Consider the following 17,296-nt stretch of genomic DNA (forward strand, 5'->3'; position numbering starts at 1 on the left):
ATGGTCGGCCCGGGCGACCTCACCAACGACCGTCAGCCGTCCTATGTGGACAACGCGTTCGAGCTCCTCGACACCCCGGGCGAGTGGTACCTCGACCGCGCCGCCCGCACGGTCTACTACCAACCGCGCCCGGGCGAGGACCTGCGCCACGCCGACGTCGAGATGCCCGCGCTGGAAAAGCTGGTCGACGGCCAGGGCAGCGCCGCCGCGCCGATCCACGACGTCGCCTTCCGCGGCATCCAGTTCTCCTACGCGACTTGGCTGATACCGTCGTCACCCGAGGGGTTCTCCGAGATCCAGGCCGGCTACACGATCACCGGCCCGAAGGGCTACGCCACCCAGGGCCTGTGCCAGTTCGTGCCCGGCGGCACGTGCCCGTACGCCGACTGGACGAAGGAACCGGGCAACGTGTCCGTCTCCCATGCCCAGCGGGTCGAGTTCAGCAGCGACGTGTTCGCCCACCTCGGGGCCGCGGGCCTCGAACTCGGTGACGGGGCGAAGGACACCACGGTGGCCGGCGACGTGTTCACCGACATCTCCGGCAACGGCGTCGAGGTCGGCGGGGTCGGCCAGCCGGCCGGCGGCGACGTGACCAGCGGGGTGCGGGTCGTCGACAACCACCTCTACGGGCTGCCGCGCGAGTTCCACGGCGGCGTGCCGATCGTGAACGGCTACACGCAGCACGACACCATCGCCCACAACCAGATCGACCACGTGGCCTACTCCGGGATCTCGGTCGGCTGGGGCGGCTGGCCGGACAAGATCAAGAAGCCGGCCACGCCGAACATCTCCCACGACAACGTGGTCTCGGACAACCTGATCCACGACTACATGCTGTCGCTGGACGACGGCGGCGGCATCTACACCCAGGGCATCACCGGCACCTCGCTCGCCGACGGCGAGAAGGTCACCGGCAACGTGATCCACGACCAGTGGGGCCTGGGCAAATCCGTGTACACCGACAACGGGAACACCTACGAAACGGTGTCCGGCAACGTTTTGTACCACGCCGCGTACGCCAACGTCGGCAGCACGCACGTGGACTACCGCGACGGCCTCGGCAACAACGACCCCACGCTGATCCAGGGCAACTACTGGGAGCAGGGCGATCGCGACGGCAACAACAAGGGCGTCGTGACCACCGGCAACCACCTGCTGACCAGTCCCTCCGCGGCCCCCGCGTCGATCGTCGACGCGGCCGGCGTCGAACCGGGGTTCCGCTGGGTGCTGCACCGTCCGGTCGACGGCCGGTCGGCACCCGAGGCACCGTCCCGCGTGGGCACCTTCGCCGTGGCCGGAAAGCTTTACGCCACCTGGAATCCCACGGTCGCGGAGAACGGCTCCCCGCTGACGTCGTACGTGCTCACCGCGACCGGCGGCGGGCACCAGGTCACCACCACGATCCCCGCCACGCAGTTCCAGCAGACGGGTTACGCGGAGGTGCCCGGGCTCACCGACGGCACGGCGTACACCGTGACAGTGGCCGCGCGCAGCGCATTGGGCACCGGCCTCTCGTCGCTGCCGTCGGCCGCCGTGACGGCGGGCTCGCCGGGCACCCGCACCGCCGACGCACCGACCGGCGCGAAGGCCCTGCCGGCCGCCGATGCCGTGAGCCTGCACTGGACCCCGCCCACGGCCATGGGCGACACCCCGGTGATCGGCTACCGCATCACGGTCTCCGACGGCCGGACGATCGCGGTCACCGGCCGTGACGCGCTGGTGGGCCAGCCGACCGCGAAGGGCATGACCCGGGTCGTCGCCGGGCTCAAGCCCACCACCGGCTACACCTTCACCATCGCGGCGGTGACCGGCGTCGGCGTGGGCGCACCGGTGTCGGTCACGACGACGACCGGCGCCTGAACACCCGACCGTCCACGACCGGCCGCGGCGGGGGTCAAACGACCCTCGCCGCGGCCGGCGTGTCCCGGAAAGGCCGTGCTCGTGGCCGAAACCGCGCCACCTTGAGGGGAGCCGTCACCCATCGCACCAGTCGAGACCTGCCCGGTTTCGCGGTGAGTACTCACTACGAGCGGACCGGACACACCTCGGCAGAGCAGGGGCGCCCTCTAGTACTTTCGGCCGATGCCCGCACGGTGAGAACCCTCCGAAAGACGTGAGCCATCCCGGGGTTCTTGTCCCGGCACCGGTTTCCGGCCTGGCCGCCGTCCTAATGTGGCGATTCTTCGTGATCTTGAAACCGGAATCGAAGAGGGGAACCACCTTGCACAACCGGACCAGATTCCTCGGCAGAACGCTCGCCGCGGCGGGCACCGTGGCGGCGCTCGGGCTCGCGCTGGCCGTGCCGGCGTCCGCGGACACGCCGTCGACTGTCGAGCAGGACGTAGCGCAGCTGACCCAGGACGTCAACGACCTGTACGCCGGGCTGCCCGCGAGCGCGCTGAAGAACGTCGACCCGCTCATCGAGTCGCCGATCCCGCAGACCGGCCGTCAGAGCCGCGCCGCGCAGGGCCCGATCCCGGGCTGCACCGAGGGATCGCTGCTGACGTACGCGAACAATCTCGCGTCGAAGCTGACCCCGCTCGAGAACGAGGCCATGGGCGTGCTTTCCGGGCTCAGCTCGCTCTACACCCAGGGCGTCGCGACCGACAAGACGCCGCAGGTCTTCGGCACCGACGGCCAGTACACCCCGCGCGCCACCGCCACGATCGCCAAGCTGCGCGGGTTCTGGGACATCGAAAGCTGGAACGTCCAGCTCGTCGCCTGGAAGGGCACCGACCTGGGCAGCCAGGCGAAGATGGCCCAGACCTTCAGCCTCGGCCTCGCGCCGGCGCGGGTGCAGGCCGCCGCCGCGCTCGCCACCAAGGTGCTCTACGAGGTGCCGGCGCTGCAGGGCGGGCGCAACCCGCTGCTCACCCTCAACGCGTTCTCCGCCCCGGCCGACAGCCTCGGCGGCAAGCGAGTGGCGCTCGGTGACGGCCTGCTCGACGTCGTCAACACCCTCGGCTTCGACGACGTTTCGGTCGAGTCCGTGGTCGGCCACGAGTACGGCCACCAGGTCGACTTCGCGCACGACAACTACCCGCGCAACGAGTCGTCCGAGATGGGCCCCGACGCGTACGGCGGCTACTTCGTCGCGCACGCCAAGGGCGACGCGTGGGACGCCCGCGCCCAGCAGGAGGCCACCTACCTCGACGCCTCCATCGGCGACTGCTTCCACAGCCACGGCACCCCCGACCAGCGCAAGGCCGCGGGCGCGTGGGGCGAGAAGCAGGCGACGAGCCAGGGCAACCCGAACCGGATCGTCCCGTCCGCCACGATGATCGCGAACTTCCAGAAGGAGTACCCGAAGCTGATGCCGCCGGCCGCGGCTCAGGGCTGACACCTCGCGTGGGCCGTCTCTCCCGGGAGGCGGCCCACGTCCGGCCCTGGTCCGTCCGAAGTGGACAGACCTGCGCCGGGACCGCTTGACAAAGGGATCCGGACCCGCCGATCATAGATTCGCAGGCAGGCTGACAACGATGTCATCGGGAGCGACGTGACCCAGTTGAACCGCAGGCGGTTTCTGTCCAGCGGAATCGCCATCGCCGGTGGCGGCGCTCTCGGCGTCTTCGCCCTGTCCGGCACCGCGAACGCCGCGGGCGCCCCGGCGCTGCACACCGACGGCCGCGAGATCACCCGCGGCTGGACCTACACGGCGGCCGGGAACCTGTCCGGCAACCAGCTGTCCGGCGCGCAAGCCGTCGACGGGCTGAAGCCGGCCGTGGTGCCCGGCACTCCGCTCACGAGCATGATCGCCAACGGCGAGTACCCCGATCCGCTGTACGGCCACATCGTCACCGACACCGTCCCGGACACCCTGAAGGACACGGACTACTGGTACCGGGTCGCGTTCGGCGTACCCCGGCTGATCCCCGGCCAGCGGTTCTGGCTGGAGTTCGCGGGTATCAACTACCTGGCGACCATCTGGCTCAACGGCACGGAAATCGGCACCATCGAGGGCGCGTTCAAACGCGGTGTCTTCGAGGTCACGGACATCGTCGCGAAGGCGGACGGCACTGCTCACCTCGCGGTCCTGATCGGCAAGCTCGATTACTCCGAGGGCCCGCTGAAGCCGAGCTACACCAGCGGCGTGACGCGCGGCGGGCGCAACGGCGGCCCGACCGGGATCACGCTCGAGAACGGGCCGACGTTCTTCTGCACGGCCGGCTGGGACTGGCTCCCGACCATCCCCGACCGGGACCTCGGCATCTGGCAGCCGGTCACCTGGTCCACGACCGGCCCGGTCCGGCTGGCCGACGTGCGCGTCGACCCGGTGCTGTCGGCGGACCTGGGCACGGCCGACATCACCGTCGACCTCGCGCTCGACAGCGCGTCGGCGAAGTCCATCGTGGTCAGAGGCGCCCTCGACGGCCGCGAGTTCACCAAGGCCGTCACCGCGCCGGCCGGGGCGTCCACGATCACGCTGACCGCGAAGGACCTCCCCGCCCTGCGGCTGAACCGGCCGAAACTGTGGTGGCCCAACGGTTACGGCGAACCCCACCGCTACCGGCTCACGATCGGCGTCGAGTCCGGCGGGCAGGTCGGCGACGAGCGCACGGTGGACTTCGGCGTCCGGCGGATCGAGTACAGCAAGCCGTTCACGGACCCGTCCGGCGCCGCGGTGAACGGACTGGCGATCACCGTCAACAACCAGCCGATCCTGGTGATGGGCGGCAACTGGGGCCTGGACGAGGCGCTCAAGCGGAACTCGGCCGAACGGCTGCGCGAGCAGGTGCGGATGCACCGCGACGCCAACCTCAACCTGATCCGGAACTGGAACGGCCAGAGCAGCAGCGAGGACTTCTTCGAGGCCTGCGACGAACACGGCATCCTGGTCTGGCAGGACTTCTTCAGCTCGACCGAAGGCCCCGGGCCGGCGAACGCCGCCCGCGACCTCGACGACATCCGGGACTGCATCGTGCGGTTCCGCAACCACCCGTCGATCCTGCTCTGGTGCGGCGGCAACGAGGGCCCGCCGCCGCAGCCGATCATCGACGGCCTGGACGCGCTGGTCGCCGAGCTGGACCCGCAGCGCGCGGTGCTGACCAGCTCGGCCGGCGACACCGGCCAGGACCCGATCAACGGCTACACCTCGGGCGGGCCGTACCACTGGGTCACCCCGGCCACCCATTTCGGCACCAACGACGGCACGCACTGGCCGCCGTTCCACAACGAGGTCGGCTCGTACTCGATCCCGACGCTGGAATTCGTCCGCAAGATGCTGCCCGAGGCGTCGTGGGAGCACCCGGACGACTTCTGGGCCGACCGGGACGTCAACGGCAACGGGGGCAACGGCGGCGGCGCCGGCTATCTCAAGCTGACCGCGCAGCGGTACGGCGAGGTGCGGAACCTCGCGGACTTCGCCCGCAAGTCCCAGCTGATGAACTACGAGTGCATCAAGTCGATCTTCGAGTCGCACGCCGCGAGCATGACCGGCGCCGCGCCGGGCCGGCCGTACCCCCGCACCGGTGTGATCATGTGGATGACCAATCCCGCGCAGCCCAGCTTCGTCTGGCAGATGTACAGCCACGACCTCGAGGCGCATTCGTCGTTCTACGCGGTCCAGCACGCGTGCCGGCGGGTCAACGTGATCCTCGACAGCAAGACGTTCGACGTGGTCGTGGCCAACCACACCCGGGCGGCGCTGCAGGGCACCGTCGCCATCACGCTGTACGGCCTCGACGGGACCGCGTTCGCCAGCACTTCCTTACGCGTCAACGAAGCGGGGCCGTCCGGCCACACGGTGATCGGCAACGTCGCCGCACAGCTGAACACCGCGCCCGGCGACGTCGCCTTCGCCCGCCTGTCCTTCACCGATCCCCAGGGCACGGAGCTGGTCCGCAACTTCTACTGGGCCGAGAACCCGGCCCGGGCCAAGGGATTCGCCGGCCTGGACGACCTGGCTCCGGCCGCGGTCTCCGTCACGGCCACCGCGCAGCGCGGGCGGGACGGCCTCGGTCTCGCGGTGGAGGTCGAGAACACCGGCCACGCCATGGCGCTGATGGTGCACCTCCAGGCGTACAACACCCGCACCGGCGAGCGGATCCTGCCGGCGACGTTCAGCGACAACTACCTGAACCTGGCCGGCGGCGAGTCGGCCACGGCCACCGTCCGGCTGGGTACCCCGCCGCGGGCGGACGAAATCGGGGTGCGCGTCGACGGCTGGAAGCTCGACCAGCGCGCCTCCCGGCTGCGGGGACGCGGCGTGACCGTGACCTTCAACCAGGACGCCCTGTCCACCCGGCCGGCGAAGAAGACCTTCTCAGCGTAGCCCCGGACCGCGACGGCTACGGGAGCCGCGCGTTGACCTTGCCGAGCAGCGCTTCGAGGCCGGCCTGCTCGGCTTCGTCCAGCGGGGCGAAAACCGCTTTGTCGACCTCTGCCATCGCGGCGTCCAGTCCGGCGATGAGCCGGCTGCCCGCCGGACTGGCGTAAACCCGTTTGCTGCGCTCGTTTCCGTTTTCGGTGCGGCGCTCGACGAGTCCGCGGCGCTCGAGTCCCTTGAGCAGCAGTGAGACGTTCGACGCGGTCGTGTGGCTCATCGCCGCGACGTCACGCTGGATGGCACCCGGCTGCCGTTCCAGGAACCCGAGCACCATGGCCTGCTCGAAGGTGAGGTCGCGGGAGCGCGCCCACTCCTCGGCCGCCTTGCGCTGCGTCGACATGATCGAGCGGAACAGCTCGTTGATAGTTTGGTACTTGACTGTTGAGTCCTGGTAGTTCCGCAGAAGCGGCCAGAACAGCTCGTCGACGATCGACTCGACCCGGGCGCGCTTCAGTGGCTTGAGGTCCATGAGCAGGTCGTGGCGCACCAGGTCGAACGGCAGGGCGAGCACGGCCGGCGGCACGCGGCCGAGGTCGATCTCCCCGCGGTCGTGGGAGCGCTGGTAGGCGATCCGGACGTCCGGGAGCGGCCGGGCGTCCATGACCAGCTCGCGAGCCTGCGCGGGACTGAGGCCGGTGTTGGCCAGCAGCCCCGAAAAGGCGGCGGCCGCGGCGATGGCGAAGAAGCCGGCGAGTGCTTCGCCCACCGCCGTCAGGTGGGCGATCAGGTCCCCGCGCAGGCTGCCGGTGTCGGGGACGGCGACCGGGTTGGTCTTCCGGTGGTACCGGATGGCGGCGAGCACCAGCTCGTCCTTGTTGGCCCAGCGGCGGTACAGCACCGCGCTCCCGGTGCGGGCGCGCGCGGCGACCGACTCCATCGTCAGGCGGGCGTAACCGGCCTCGGCCAGCTCGTCCCACCCCGCGGCGAGCAGTTCGGACTCGAGCTGCTCGCCGTGCCGGCGCCGTCGGACTGGTTCAGTGGCCACCCCTGCACGATAGAGAGACTTGCCTTTCTTAGCAAGCGCGCTTAGCTTTGATAGAAAGGAATCACTTTCTTGAATCAGGGGGAACGAGACGATGACCGAGACGACGAACCCGGGCCGGCCGTCACCAGGGGACGTGCCGGAGGTGCTGATCATCGGCGCCGGGCCGACCGGGCTGACGCTGGCCTGCGAACTCGCCCGCAGCGGGGTCTCCTTCCGCCTGGCCGAGGCCTCCCCCGGCCCGCAGCCCGGCTCACGCGGCAAGGGCATCCAGCCGCGCACCCTCGAGGTGTTCGACGACCTCGGCCTCGTCGACCGGGTGCTCGCCCATGGCCGGATGTCCATGCCGATCCGGTCGGTCGCTCGCGACGGCCAGGAGACGCTGGACGCCGCCGAGCCGCTCCGCGGCCGCCCCGACATCCCTTATCCGGCCAGCCTGCTCACCCCCGAATGGCGGATCGAGGAGGCGCTGCGGCTGCGACTGGCGGAGCTCGGCGGCACGCTCGAATTCGGCACACGGCTGGAAAGCTTCACGCAGTCGGCCGAGGCTGTGTCGGCGGTCGTCGTCAAGGACGGCGTGGCCGAGACGGTCACCGCGCGCTGGCTGGTCGGCTGCGACGGCGGGCACAGCGTCGTCCGCAAGCAGGCCGGAATCGCGTTCGTGGGCGAGACCCGTGAAGAGATACGGATGATCGTCGCCGATGTCGAGGTCGACGGACTCGATCGCGACGCCTGGCACATGTGGCGGCACCACGAGGGTTTCTTCAGCCTCTGCCCGCTGCCCTCCACCGGCGTCTTCCAGTACCAGGCCAGTATCGCACCGGGCCAGGATCCCAGCCCCGGCCTCGCGAACCTGCAGGCGATCCTCGAACGGCGCACCGGCCGCACCGACCTCCGGCTCCACGAACCGGCCTGGCTTTCGTTGTGGCGCGCCAACATCCGCCTCGTCGACCGCTATCGCGAGGGCCGCGTCCTCCTGGCCGGCGACGCGGCGCACATCCACTCACCCGCCGGTGGGCAGGGGATGAACACCGGCATCCAGGACGCGCACAACCTCGGCTGGAAGCTGGCGGCGGTGGTGCACGGCGCCTCGCCGGCGCTGCTCGACAGCTACGGCGCCGAGCGGCGACCGGTCGCGGCCGGCGTACTCGCACTCTCGAACGCGCGCCTCAAGCAGACGACCGAGGACAAGGGCTTCCCATCCCGTCGCGACACGAGCACGCTGCAGCTCGGCATCGGCTATCGCGACTCCGCCTTGGCGCGCGACGACCGCGACGAGACAGCCTCGCTCCGTGCCGGTGACCGCGCCCCCGACGCACCCGAACTGACCACTGTGGACGGTTCATGCCGGCTGTTCGACCTGACGCGCGGCGGCCGCTTCTCGCTGCTGGACTTCGGGGCCGCACCTGCGGCCGAAGCCTTGCCGTCCGGTCTCCGGACGTTCCGGGTCGTCGGACGACCGGCCGGCCCGAACGACGTCGCCGACACCGAGGGCCACCTGGCCGATGCCTACGGCGCGGGCGAGCACACCCTCGTGCTCATCCGCCCCGACGGATACGTCGCGCTGATCTCCGACACGGGCGACTTCTCGGCGGTATCGGGCTACCTCGCCGCGCTCGGCACTAGCAGTGTGCTCGGCGGAGGCGTTCGTCAGCTTGCACCTTGAGCGCGTCACCGGTCACCGGACGGTCTCCGTGCAGCGCTTCCCATCGGGCATTGTGCGCCGCCACCCACAGGCCCGCCGCCCACGCGACCTCCAGCTCCGCGGCCGTGAACCGGCGCCCCCGGATGTCCTGATAGGACCGCAGGAACGCCTCGGAGCCGGCGATCGGCGCCAGCGTGGGCGGCCCGGCGCTCGCGAACGTGCCGCTCGCCGCTCCTGCCAGCGCCGCCTCCGGCTGCCACGCCAGGCTGTCCCAGTCGTGCACCGCCCACACTTCCCGGCCGTGCCATCGGAGGTTCTGCGCCTCGAAGTCGGCGTGCCCCAGCACGCAGGGCAGGCGTGCGGCCAGCAGCCGCTCGCGGACCCGGGCGGCGGTGTCCACGACGTACGCGGGCACGGCGCCCTGGTCCCGTTCGTCGAGGAAGCCGATCGACGGCCACAGCCCGGGATCCGAGTGGTCCCACCGGATCCAGCGGGGATTGGGCAGCGGCGGGACCACCGTCAGGTCGGCCAGTCCGGCCATCAGCCGGGCGAAAACCCGGGCGTAGCCGACCGCCACCTCCGGCGAGTCCCCTCGCAGCACCTCGCCGCCGGGCCGGAACTCCTCGGCGTGCACCGCCAGCGAACCGGCACCGACCACTGGCGTCAACGGCCGAGGGCAAGGAAACCCGCGCCCGGCCAGCCAGGCTTGTGCAGCGACACATGATGCGGCGCGGCCGTCATCGGCGCGTGCCTTGACCACGACCTCCCGGCCGCCGATCAATCGGAGGCCGAACACTGTCGACATCCCGTGCCGGTGGAACAGCACGTCCGCGGGTTCGCCGCCCAGCCGGTCCAGGCACCAGGCGGGCAACCAGTCCGGGAGATCGTCCGACGACACAGCCGGAACTGTGCCACGCGCACGCCCGAACCGGGCCGCCGGTGCTGGGCTGTTCGAGTGAAATCCGCTGTTCGGCCCCGGCCGCGCCGGGACGGATGCTTTTCTGAACCCAGGGCACAGCATCGCCGGAAGCCAGGGACGGTCGGAATGACGGAGTCGTTGCCCGGCGGCGGTGCCGCGGCGCAGATCGACCAGTGGGTTGCCGCCGCGAAGGCGAAAGCTGAGCGCTACCAAGCCATGCAGGCCGCGACCAGCCAGGTGTCGGTGTCCGAATCATCCCCGGATGGCATGATTTCGGTGACGGTGGATTCCGCCGGGAATGTCACGGACCTGCGCATCACCGACGGGGTGCGCGAATCGACCGGGGCGAAGGTCGCGGCGGCCGTGCTGAGCACCCTGCGCCGCGCCCAGGCCCGCCTGCCGGAGCGCCTCGGCGAGGTGATGGCCGAGACGATCGGCGACGACCAGCCGACCATGGACACCATCGTCGGCCGTTACCGCGCGAAGTTCCCCGAACCGGAGCCCGAACAGCCGCCCGAGCCACCGCAGCACGTGCGCGACATCGGCGGAATCGCCGACACCCCACCACAAGCGCCACCGCCCCCGCCGCCCCGGCCACCGCGGCCCCGGCCGGACGAGGACGACGACGAGGACGGCGGTTTCGACGGCGGCTCGATCATGATCCGCACCTGACGAGGGGGACGCGATGACGGCACCAGGGGGCTCGGGATTCGAGGTCCAGCCCGAGGAGTTGCGCAAGCACGCAGCCGCCGTGCAGCGGGTCGCGGCGAGCCTGGGACAGGCGCTGTCGGCCGCCGAGCAGGTCACCATGGGCGTCGACGTGTACGGGCTGATCTGCGGGCCGTTGTTCGTGCCGATCGTGCTGGCGGTGTCCGCGCCGGGCCTGATCACGTTGCAGCAGTCGAAGTCCACGCTCGAATCGATCCCGCCGACCGTCGAGCAGGCCGCGGCCACTTACGAGAAGGCCGACCTGGAGCATGCGACGACGATGAGCAAGGTCGGATCGAAGCTGTCCTGAGCACCCGCCGCTACCGTGTGCGGTCGGCATCGCCGCCTGAGCGCGACCACCGTCAACGGGCGAGCCGTGCCCGCGCGTCCTCGGTGACCGGCGCGAAGAAGTTGACCAGGTTTCCCTCGGGATCGCGGAACAGCAGGGAGCGGTTGCCCCACGGCATGGTGGTCGGCCCCTGCACGATCTCGGGGACGACGGCCAGCCGCATCAGCCGCTCGTATGCCCGGTCGACGTCCTCCACGAGGAACTCCAGGATCGTCACCGGGTCCGGCCCTGTGGTTTTCGGCTCTGGGGTTTTCGGCTCTGGGGTTTTCGGCTCTGGGGTTTTCGGCTCTGGGGTTTTCGGCTCTGGGGTTTTCGGCTCTGGGGTTTTCGGCCCTGCTGTCGCGGACTGCGGCATTGTCGCGGTGCTGCCGATCGCCAGCTTGCCCGAAGCCCCCGCGAACTCGGCGAACTGCTCGGCCGGCCGCCGCGCCTCGAGCCCGGTCGCCTGCTCGTAGAACCCGGCCAGGCGGGCGACATCGTTGCTGAGGACACGAGCAGAAACGAACTCCACGGCGGATATCCTTTCGACACGGAAGGCGGCTGACCCGTCCTCCCCGGAACACCGCCCACGCTACGAGCTATAGCGGACAAGACCCGCCCGGTATCAGAAAAATCCGGCTGCGCGCCTCTATCCACAGAGGACTCCGGAGCCGGCCGTGGCGACGCGTGCTCCTGCCCCGAAGCCGAGTCGGCGAAAATTGTCGTACCCCCCGGCTACGTTGTCGCCCATGGACACACCGCACCTGGCCGAAGTCACGGCCGACAACGTGAACGCGGCCTGCCGGCTGGCCGTCGCCCCACACCAGCGCGACTATGTGGCATCGGTCGCCGAATCCCTCGCCGAGGCGTACGTCCAGCCTGCCGTCGCCTGGCCCCGGCTGATCTACGCCGGCGGCGAACTCGTCGGCTTCGTCATGGGCGCCTTCGACCCGAACTGCCCCATCGACTACTTCCGCCACGGCATCTGGCGGCTGAACATCGCCGACGGGCACCAAGGCAAAGGCTACGGCCGGTTCGCCGTAGAGTCAGTCCTCGCCGAGGCCCGCCATCGCGGCGCCGCGGCCGCCACCGTGCTCTGGAAACCCGGCGACCACAGCCCCGAGCCCTTCTACCTCAAGCTCGGCTTCCGTCCCACCGGCCAGGTCCACCAGGGCGAAACCGTCGGGAGGCTACCCCTCGAAACCTGAGACACGCAGCCTCGGCGCGACTGCCGAACCCACCACGCGAACACCCTGCTGACCCGCCACGCCATGCCACTCGGAACCTCATGCTGCTTGAAAACTCCATACTGACCGGAAACACCACGCTGCCCGCATATCCCGTGCCGCCCGCATCCCCTGCTGCCCGCATCCCCTGCTGCCCGGAAACCCCGCGCTGCTCGGACACCCCGTGCAGCCCGCATCCCGCGCCGCCCGCATCCCCTTCTGCCCGCATCCCCCTGCTGCCCGGAAACCCCGCACTGCTCGCACACCCCGTGCAGCCCGCATCCCGCGCCGCCCACATCCCCTGCCGCCCGGAAACCCCGTGCGGCCCGGAACACTATGCCCACCAAAGCACCGTGCAGCTCGGAACCCCATGCCGCTCGGAAACACTGCGTCACTCGGAACCCCGTACCGGCTCGGAAACCCCGCGCCACCCGGAACGTCACGCCGCTCGGAACCTCGTGCGGTTCGGCAACACCCTCTCGGCCGGAACCACCATGACACCCGGAACCATGCCCCACCCCCCCGCCGAAGCCCCGGCCCCACTGTCCGAAACATCCGGTTTTAGACCATGGGCGGTTGCCGTCGGCCGGGGAACTACTCATGCTGTCCTTCTGCTCGCCGAGAGTAGGGGATGCCACATGCACCAGCAGCACGCCCATGAGGGCGCGGTCCGGCGATCACCCGGGGCGCTGCCGTCCGCGGTGCGGTTCGGGCCGTTCCACCGGGCGCTCTCCGAGGCCGTCGGCCACCGCGGGCTTTCCCTGTCCCGGCTGCGCGCGCACCTGGCCATGCGCGGGGTGTCGGTGGCCGAATCAACGTTGAGCTACTGGCAGCGCGGCCTGCGTCATCCCTCGGCCAGCCGCTCGCTCGACGTGGTCCGCGCGCTGGAATCGGTGCTGGGCCTGCCCTCCGACAGCCTGGTCGTGCTGATCGGCCCCCACCGGGCACCGGGTGAAGGCGACCGTCGGCCGTCGTTGCCGGAGCTGCAGCAGAGCTGGACCGAAACCTGCGCTCTGCTCGAAGAGCTGAGCGGTCTGCCCCGCGCCGAGGAGAACGCGGACCTGGACGTGGTCACCGTCGTCGACGTGCTGAGCCTGACCGCGCGCGGCCAGACCGCGGAGATCACCTCGACCATGGTGGTCCGGGCCCGGCGCTCCGGCGCGGACAGCTTCCTGGTCACCCACCAGGACGAGGACGGCACCGACGTCACGGCGACCTCGGTCGCCGCGGTCGACGGCTGCCGGATGGGCCGGGTGCGCCGCAGCGTCCCGTCGTCGGGAATGGTGTTCGAGCTGCTTTTCGACCGCGGCCTGGCCGAGGGCGAGACGCACACCTTCGCCTTCACGCTACGGCTGGACGCGTCGGTCCGGTCGAGCTGTTTCCACCGGATCGTCCGGGCCCCCATGTCGGCCTACCTGCTCCGGCTGCGCTTCGACGCGGCCATGCTGCCGGCCCGGTGCCTCAAGACGATCCGGCCGCGCGAAGACCTCGACCCGCTGGTCCGCGAACCGCTGTTCTGCGGGCCGGGCAACACCGTGAGCGCCTACTTCGAAGACCTCGGCGTCGGCATCGCGGGCGTCGACCTGATCTGGGACTAGCGGCTTTTCGCGCGAGGACGCTTGCCGCGCAGCACAACCACCACGACGACCAGCGCGGCGGCCCCCAGCACGACCAGCCCCGCCACGATCGGCACCGACGGGCCGGCGTCGGCGCGAGCGGCCGTCGGCGCGAAGCCGATTCCGCCCCGGTGCTGGTAATCCGAGCCCGGCAGCTTGTCCGCGTAGCGGTCGTGCACCGCGCGCTGATAGTCCGGCAGCGGGACGAACTGCCCCACCGGGGACTGCGGCAGGCTCGCCTGGAGCAACACGACGCCGGCCGGGCTCAGGTCGTACCACCCGTTGATCTGGGGCTCGTTGAGCAGGACCGAGCCGGGCCGGAGCTTGCCGCTCAGGGCCTCCTCGTCGTTGCCGGACAGCACATTCGCCACGACCCAGCCGCCGGGCGCGGAGCTGTCCCGGCTCGCCCGAAGGGTGGCCTTCACCCCGGAGTCCGTGGTGGCCGTCACCGCGATGGACCCCAGGACCCCGGCCGGGGCGCCGGCCGCGCCCGCGACGAAGCCGGGATTGAGGGTATAAACCGGAATGCCCCGCCCGGCGAGCGCGATCCGCCCGGGTTTGGCGTGGTCGACCTGCCGGAAGTTCGATCTCGCGAAACTGATCGCGCGCGGCTGGCCCGCGGCCGTGACGGCGGCCGCGAGGTCCGCCGACGAAGGCGGGCTGACCCACTCGGCGGCCGACGCCGTGCCCGGGACCAGCGCCGCCACCGCGGCCGCCAGAGCCGCGAGACCACAGAAGAACTTCCGGCAGATCTCACCCATGACCGCGGATCAGCCCTTCCGGATGTTGACGACGGTGTCGTTCCAGGTGAACTGGGCGTTGCGCTGGTACTGGCTGTAGTCCCAGGTCTGGTACCGCTGATACGACGGCCACGGGTCGCCGAGCATGATGGACTGGTTCGAGCTGTCGTACCCGTAGATCACCTCGGCGTGGCCGCCGCCCGAGGTCCAGTAGATGCCGGTCAGGTTCAGGATCCCGCCGTCGACCTGCTGCATGATCGAGTTGTAGCTGATCGGCCCGCCCGCGTCCTGCGCGGAGAACCCGGTGCCCTGGAACCCCTGCACGATCTCCGAGATCTGCGCCGCCTCGTTCAGGCAGTTCCCGACCTGGGCTCCCTTGCCCGCGGCGCAGAACTCCTCCTGGGAGGCGCTGCCGCCCTGCGACTGCTCGATGCTGGAGCCGTCCGCGGCCCAGCACCACTCGTCGTTCTGCTGGACCTGCTGGCTGTAGTCCAGCTGTTTCGACGCCGGCATCGCGTGCGCTGAACTGGCGGCGCCGAGCGGGGCGATCGTCCGGACCTGCGTGTGGGTGCCGGTCTTTTCCAGTCCGTTGGGCCGGTTCGCGTCGCCGCCGGACTGCGCGAACGCGGAAGCGGGCAGCATGGCCAACGCGAGGGCGGTCGCCCCGGTGGCCACGACAGCCCGGACTGCCCGTCGAGTGGATCGGTAATCCATCGAATCTCCTAGTGACAGGGATGTGGGGAAAGGGAGTTCGTGCTGGAGACCGGGATGAGTCGCCCAGCCGGGATCACTGTGTGCGCGCCGCCGCGGCCGGGCAACAGCCGGACCCGGCCGCGGCGCGACGCTGTGAGCGTTCACAACAGCCCGCGGCCGGGGGAAGAACTGCAACGGCCGAGTTCACCGCCGGTGCGGCCGCACCGGATTCGCAATATTCACTTCGCGTTCACAGCGGATGAATCCGGCCGCGTCAATGCGCGATCCAGCAGCGCGAGCAGACGGTCCCAGTGGCGCCGCACTCCGGACGGGCTGAAGGCCGCGGTGTCCGACATGGTGAAGCCGTGGACGGTGCCGGGGTAGATCTCCGTGGTGTGGCGGGCGCCCGCGGCTTCCAGCGCCCGGCCGAGTTCACCGATGGCCTCCGGCGTCAGGTCACCTTCCGCCAGGCCGAGGTGGACCTCGGCGGTGAGCCGGGAAACGAGCCGGTGCGGGCTGTCGGGCGCGTCGGTGACCAGGAAGCCGGGGTGGAATCCGGCGACCGCGGCGACCTGGCCGGGATGGGCCGCCGCGGTGCGCATCGCCAGGGCGGCGCCGATGCAGTAGCCGATCACGGCGACCGGGCCCGCGCCGGTCTCGGGCCGGCCGGCGAGGAAATCGAGGTACGCGGCGGCGTCGCGCCGGATCCGTTCGACCGAGTGCGCCTCGATGAACGGCATCAGCCGGGCGATGATCGAAGGCCGGACCTCTTCCCCGATGTACTCGGGCAGGTCGACCACCGGCGCCCGGCCGTGGCGGTAGTACAGGTTGGGCACGAGCACGTAATACCCGTGCCCGGCCAGTTCGCGGGCCCGCTCCTCCAGTTCGGGCCGGACGCCGAAAGCGTCCGAGTACAGCAGCACCCCTGGGTGCCGCCCGCCGTCGGGGAAAGCGGCGAACGCGTCGGCCTGGCCGTCCGGGGTGGGAATACGCAATGTCCTGGTGGGCATGAATTTCTCCGGTCGTGGTTGATGGGCTGCTGATCAACACGACGGAGGCGGCGCCCGCGCGGCGCTCAGAAGGGCACCGGGTCACCGATCCGTGAGTGGCTCGAGGCCGTCCCGGTGGTCATGCCGCCGACCCTAGCCGATCGGATCGAGGTGGCGCCAGTGCCGCTGCCGGACCGGAACCTTTATGCGCCAGCAGATCCGCGCGAGGCCCGTGTTTCGCCGAGTAACAACCGGAACAGCGAACGGACTTCGGCGTGCACGTGGTGGTCGCCGTCGGGGTCCACAGCAGCATCGGCTCGGGATGGGAGTGGGGCACAAAACGCGGATGCGTGCTAGCCCGCTTGTTCGCCGAAGTAGAGGCCACCGACGGGAAACTGCCCGAGGAAGATCCGAAGGACTGCAAAAAGGTATACCGGGCCGTTCGGCACCTCGTCCGGGATCTCCACCTTCCATCAGGCCACCGTCGACCTGGTGTTGCTCGACGGTGCGTTCGGCCTCGGCCGTTTACCTCGACTGCGTCCGCGACCCTGCCCTTCGAAGCGGGACGCGGGAACCACTTGTCGGTGTTCACCCGATAACGCCGAGGGCAATTTTCTCAGCGGAGGCGCGCTTACCCGCTCCACTGTGGATCAATGTATAGTGTGATAAGAATCTGCACGGATCCGCACAGGTAAAACCTTCCGAGGAGGAATCACCCCCATGGCGCAAAAAGTTCTGGTCCAGATGGTCGATGACATCGATGGTGGCGAGGCCAGCCAGACGGTCCCGTTCGGCATCGACGGCGTCCAGTACGAAATCGACTTGTCCGATCACAACGCGAACGGACTGCGTGAGGAGTTCGCGCGTTACATCGCCGCGTCCCGCCGAACCGGCGGCCGCAAGATCCGTTCGGTCGCCGGTGCCGCGACCACCACTGCCGCCGACCGCGAGCGTTCGCGGGAGATTCGCGCGTGGGCGCTGGCGAACGGCTGGGACGTTTCCGAGCGCGGGCGCATCCCCGCGACGGTGATCGCCGCCTTCGACGAGCGCAACCAGGCTCCGGCAAAGGCGACTCGCAAGCGCGGTGGCGCAAAGAAGGCGTAAGGACCGAATCGGGGCCAAATG

15 protein-coding genes are annotated in these 17,296 nt (G+C 70.2%); 9 read left to right on the top strand and 6 right to left on the bottom strand.

The window, feature by feature from the left end; genetic code table 11:
• The 3 genes from BMY97_RS18670 (at position 1) to BMY97_RS18680 (ending at position 6,271) form a co-directional block, all read left to right on the top strand.
• Positions 1-1,860, top strand: a complete 1,860-nt coding sequence (locus BMY97_RS18670) for a fibronectin type III domain-containing protein (protein WP_245787380.1) — start codon at positions 1-3, stop codon at positions 1,858-1,860.
• Positions 1,861-2,221: 361 nt separating this feature from the next.
• Positions 2,222-3,340: a hypothetical protein gene (locus BMY97_RS18675; RefSeq protein ID WP_091618219.1), complete on the top strand. Its 1,119-nt coding sequence runs from the start codon at positions 2,222-2,224 to the stop codon at positions 3,338-3,340.
• A gap of 156 nt (positions 3,341-3,496) precedes the next feature.
• Complete coding sequence (locus tag BMY97_RS18680; protein ID WP_091618137.1) at positions 3,497-6,271, top strand: glycoside hydrolase family 2 protein; 2,775 nt, start codon at positions 3,497-3,499, stop codon at positions 6,269-6,271.
• 16 nt (positions 6,272-6,287) lie between these two features.
• On the opposite strand, the gene BMY97_RS47785 is transcribed toward BMY97_RS18680, so the two are convergent.
• Positions 6,288-7,310, bottom strand: coding sequence for a TetR/AcrR family transcriptional regulator C-terminal ligand-binding domain-containing protein (locus tag BMY97_RS47785; RefSeq protein WP_245787381.1), 1,023 nt, complete (start codon positions 7,308-7,310; stop codon positions 6,288-6,290).
• A 91-nt stretch (positions 7,311-7,401) separates the two neighbouring features.
• Here BMY97_RS47785 and BMY97_RS18690 point away from each other — a divergent pair, with 91 nt between their 5' ends.
• The gene (locus BMY97_RS18690) at positions 7,402-8,973 is read left to right on the top strand and encodes an FAD-dependent oxidoreductase (RefSeq protein ID WP_091618138.1); all 1,572 of its coding nucleotides are present in this window, start codon (positions 7,402-7,404) and stop codon (positions 8,971-8,973) included.
• Here BMY97_RS18690 and BMY97_RS18695 read toward each other — a convergent pair.
• Entirely contained in the window at positions 8,930-9,850 is a 921-nt protein-coding gene (locus BMY97_RS18695; protein WP_091618139.1) for an aminoglycoside phosphotransferase/kinase family protein, read from the bottom strand. The two genes, BMY97_RS18690 and BMY97_RS18695, sit on opposite strands and share 44 nt — an antisense overlap.
• A gap of 147 nt (positions 9,851-9,997) precedes the next feature.
• Between BMY97_RS18695 and BMY97_RS18700 the strand changes: the two genes are divergently transcribed.
• Entirely contained in the window at positions 9,998-10,543 is a 546-nt protein-coding gene (locus BMY97_RS18700; RefSeq protein ID WP_091618140.1) for a YbaB/EbfC family nucleoid-associated protein, read from the top strand.
• Between the two features lie 13 nt (positions 10,544-10,556).
• The gene (locus BMY97_RS18705) at positions 10,557-10,889 is read left to right on the top strand and encodes a type VII secretion target (protein WP_091618141.1); all 333 of its coding nucleotides are present in this window, start codon (positions 10,557-10,559) and stop codon (positions 10,887-10,889) included.
• Between the two features lie 52 nt (positions 10,890-10,941).
• On the opposite strand, the gene BMY97_RS18710 is transcribed toward BMY97_RS18705, so the two are convergent.
• The gene (locus BMY97_RS18710; protein ID WP_091618142.1) at positions 10,942-11,439 is read right to left on the bottom strand and encodes a VOC family protein; all 498 of its coding nucleotides are present in this window, start codon (positions 11,437-11,439) and stop codon (positions 10,942-10,944) included.
• Positions 11,440-11,656: 217 nt separating this feature from the next.
• Between BMY97_RS18710 and BMY97_RS18715 the strand changes: the two genes are divergently transcribed.
• Together BMY97_RS18715 and BMY97_RS18720 are read left to right on the top strand one after the other, a co-directional pair.
• Positions 11,657-12,115, top strand: coding sequence for a GNAT family N-acetyltransferase (locus BMY97_RS18715; protein WP_091618143.1), 459 nt, complete (start codon positions 11,657-11,659; stop codon positions 12,113-12,115).
• A gap of 656 nt (positions 12,116-12,771) precedes the next feature.
• On the top strand, positions 12,772-13,731 hold the full coding sequence (locus BMY97_RS18720; RefSeq protein ID WP_245787382.1) for an XRE family transcriptional regulator: 960 nt from the start codon (positions 12,772-12,774) through the stop codon (positions 13,729-13,731).
• Here the strand turns inward: BMY97_RS18720 and BMY97_RS18725 are convergent.
• The 3 genes from BMY97_RS18725 to BMY97_RS18735 all read right to left on the bottom strand — a co-directional run bounded on the left by BMY97_RS18725 (position 13,728) and on the right by BMY97_RS18735 (position 16,192).
• Positions 13,728-14,510 carry a hypothetical protein gene (locus tag BMY97_RS18725; protein ID WP_091618144.1) on the bottom strand — a complete coding sequence of 261 codons (783 nt, stop codon included), beginning with the start codon at positions 14,508-14,510 and terminating at the stop codon, positions 13,728-13,730. The genes BMY97_RS18720 and BMY97_RS18725 overlap by 4 nt on opposite strands.
• A 9-nt stretch (positions 14,511-14,519) precedes the next feature.
• Positions 14,520-15,203, bottom strand: a complete 684-nt coding sequence (locus BMY97_RS18730; protein ID WP_091618145.1) for a papain-like cysteine protease family protein — start codon at positions 15,201-15,203, stop codon at positions 14,520-14,522.
• 218 nt (positions 15,204-15,421) lie between these two features.
• Positions 15,422-16,192, bottom strand: coding sequence for a dienelactone hydrolase family protein (locus BMY97_RS18735; protein ID WP_091618146.1), 771 nt, complete (start codon positions 16,190-16,192; stop codon positions 15,422-15,424).
• Positions 16,193-16,891: 699 nt separating this feature from the next.
• On the opposite strand from BMY97_RS18735, the gene BMY97_RS18740 reads away from it, so the two are divergent.
• Positions 16,892-17,275 carry a histone-like nucleoid-structuring protein Lsr2 gene (locus BMY97_RS18740; RefSeq protein WP_091618147.1) on the top strand — a complete coding sequence of 128 codons (384 nt, stop codon included), beginning with the start codon at positions 16,892-16,894 and terminating at the stop codon, positions 17,273-17,275.
• The last annotated feature ends 21 nt before the right edge of the window (positions 17,276-17,296 follow it).

It is taken from the genome of Amycolatopsis saalfeldensis (assembly GCF_900110575.1).
Classification (GTDB): Bacteria; Actinomycetota; Actinomycetes; order Mycobacteriales; family Pseudonocardiaceae; genus Amycolatopsis; species Amycolatopsis saalfeldensis.

Coding starts and splice junctions, on each gene's coding strand:
- BMY97_RS18690 (WP_091618138.1), top strand. CDS start 7,402: ATGACCGAGACGACGAACCCGGGCCGGCCGTCACCAGGGGACGTGCCG.
- BMY97_RS18725 (WP_091618144.1), bottom strand. CDS start 14,510: ATGGGTGAGATCTGCCGGAAGTTCTTCTGTGGTCTCGCGGCTCTGGCG.
- BMY97_RS18720 (WP_245787382.1), top strand. CDS start 12,772: ATGCACCAGCAGCACGCCCATGAGGGCGCGGTCCGGCGATCACCCGGG.
- BMY97_RS18740 (WP_091618147.1), top strand. CDS start 16,892: ATGGCGCAAAAAGTTCTGGTCCAGATGGTCGATGACATCGATGGTGGC.
- BMY97_RS18715 (WP_091618143.1), top strand. CDS start 11,657: ATGGACACACCGCACCTGGCCGAAGTCACGGCCGACAACGTGAACGCG.
- BMY97_RS18705 (WP_091618141.1), top strand. CDS start 10,557: ATGACGGCACCAGGGGGCTCGGGATTCGAGGTCCAGCCCGAGGAGTTG.
- BMY97_RS18735 (WP_091618146.1), bottom strand. CDS start 16,192: ATGCCCACCAGGACATTGCGTATTCCCACCCCGGACGGCCAGGCCGAC.
- BMY97_RS18670 (WP_245787380.1), top strand. CDS start 1: ATGGTCGGCCCGGGCGACCTCACCAACGACCGTCAGCCGTCCTATGTG.
- BMY97_RS18700 (WP_091618140.1), top strand. CDS start 9,998: ATGACGGAGTCGTTGCCCGGCGGCGGTGCCGCGGCGCAGATCGACCAG.
- BMY97_RS18730 (WP_091618145.1), bottom strand. CDS start 15,203: ATGGATTACCGATCCACTCGACGGGCAGTCCGGGCTGTCGTGGCCACC.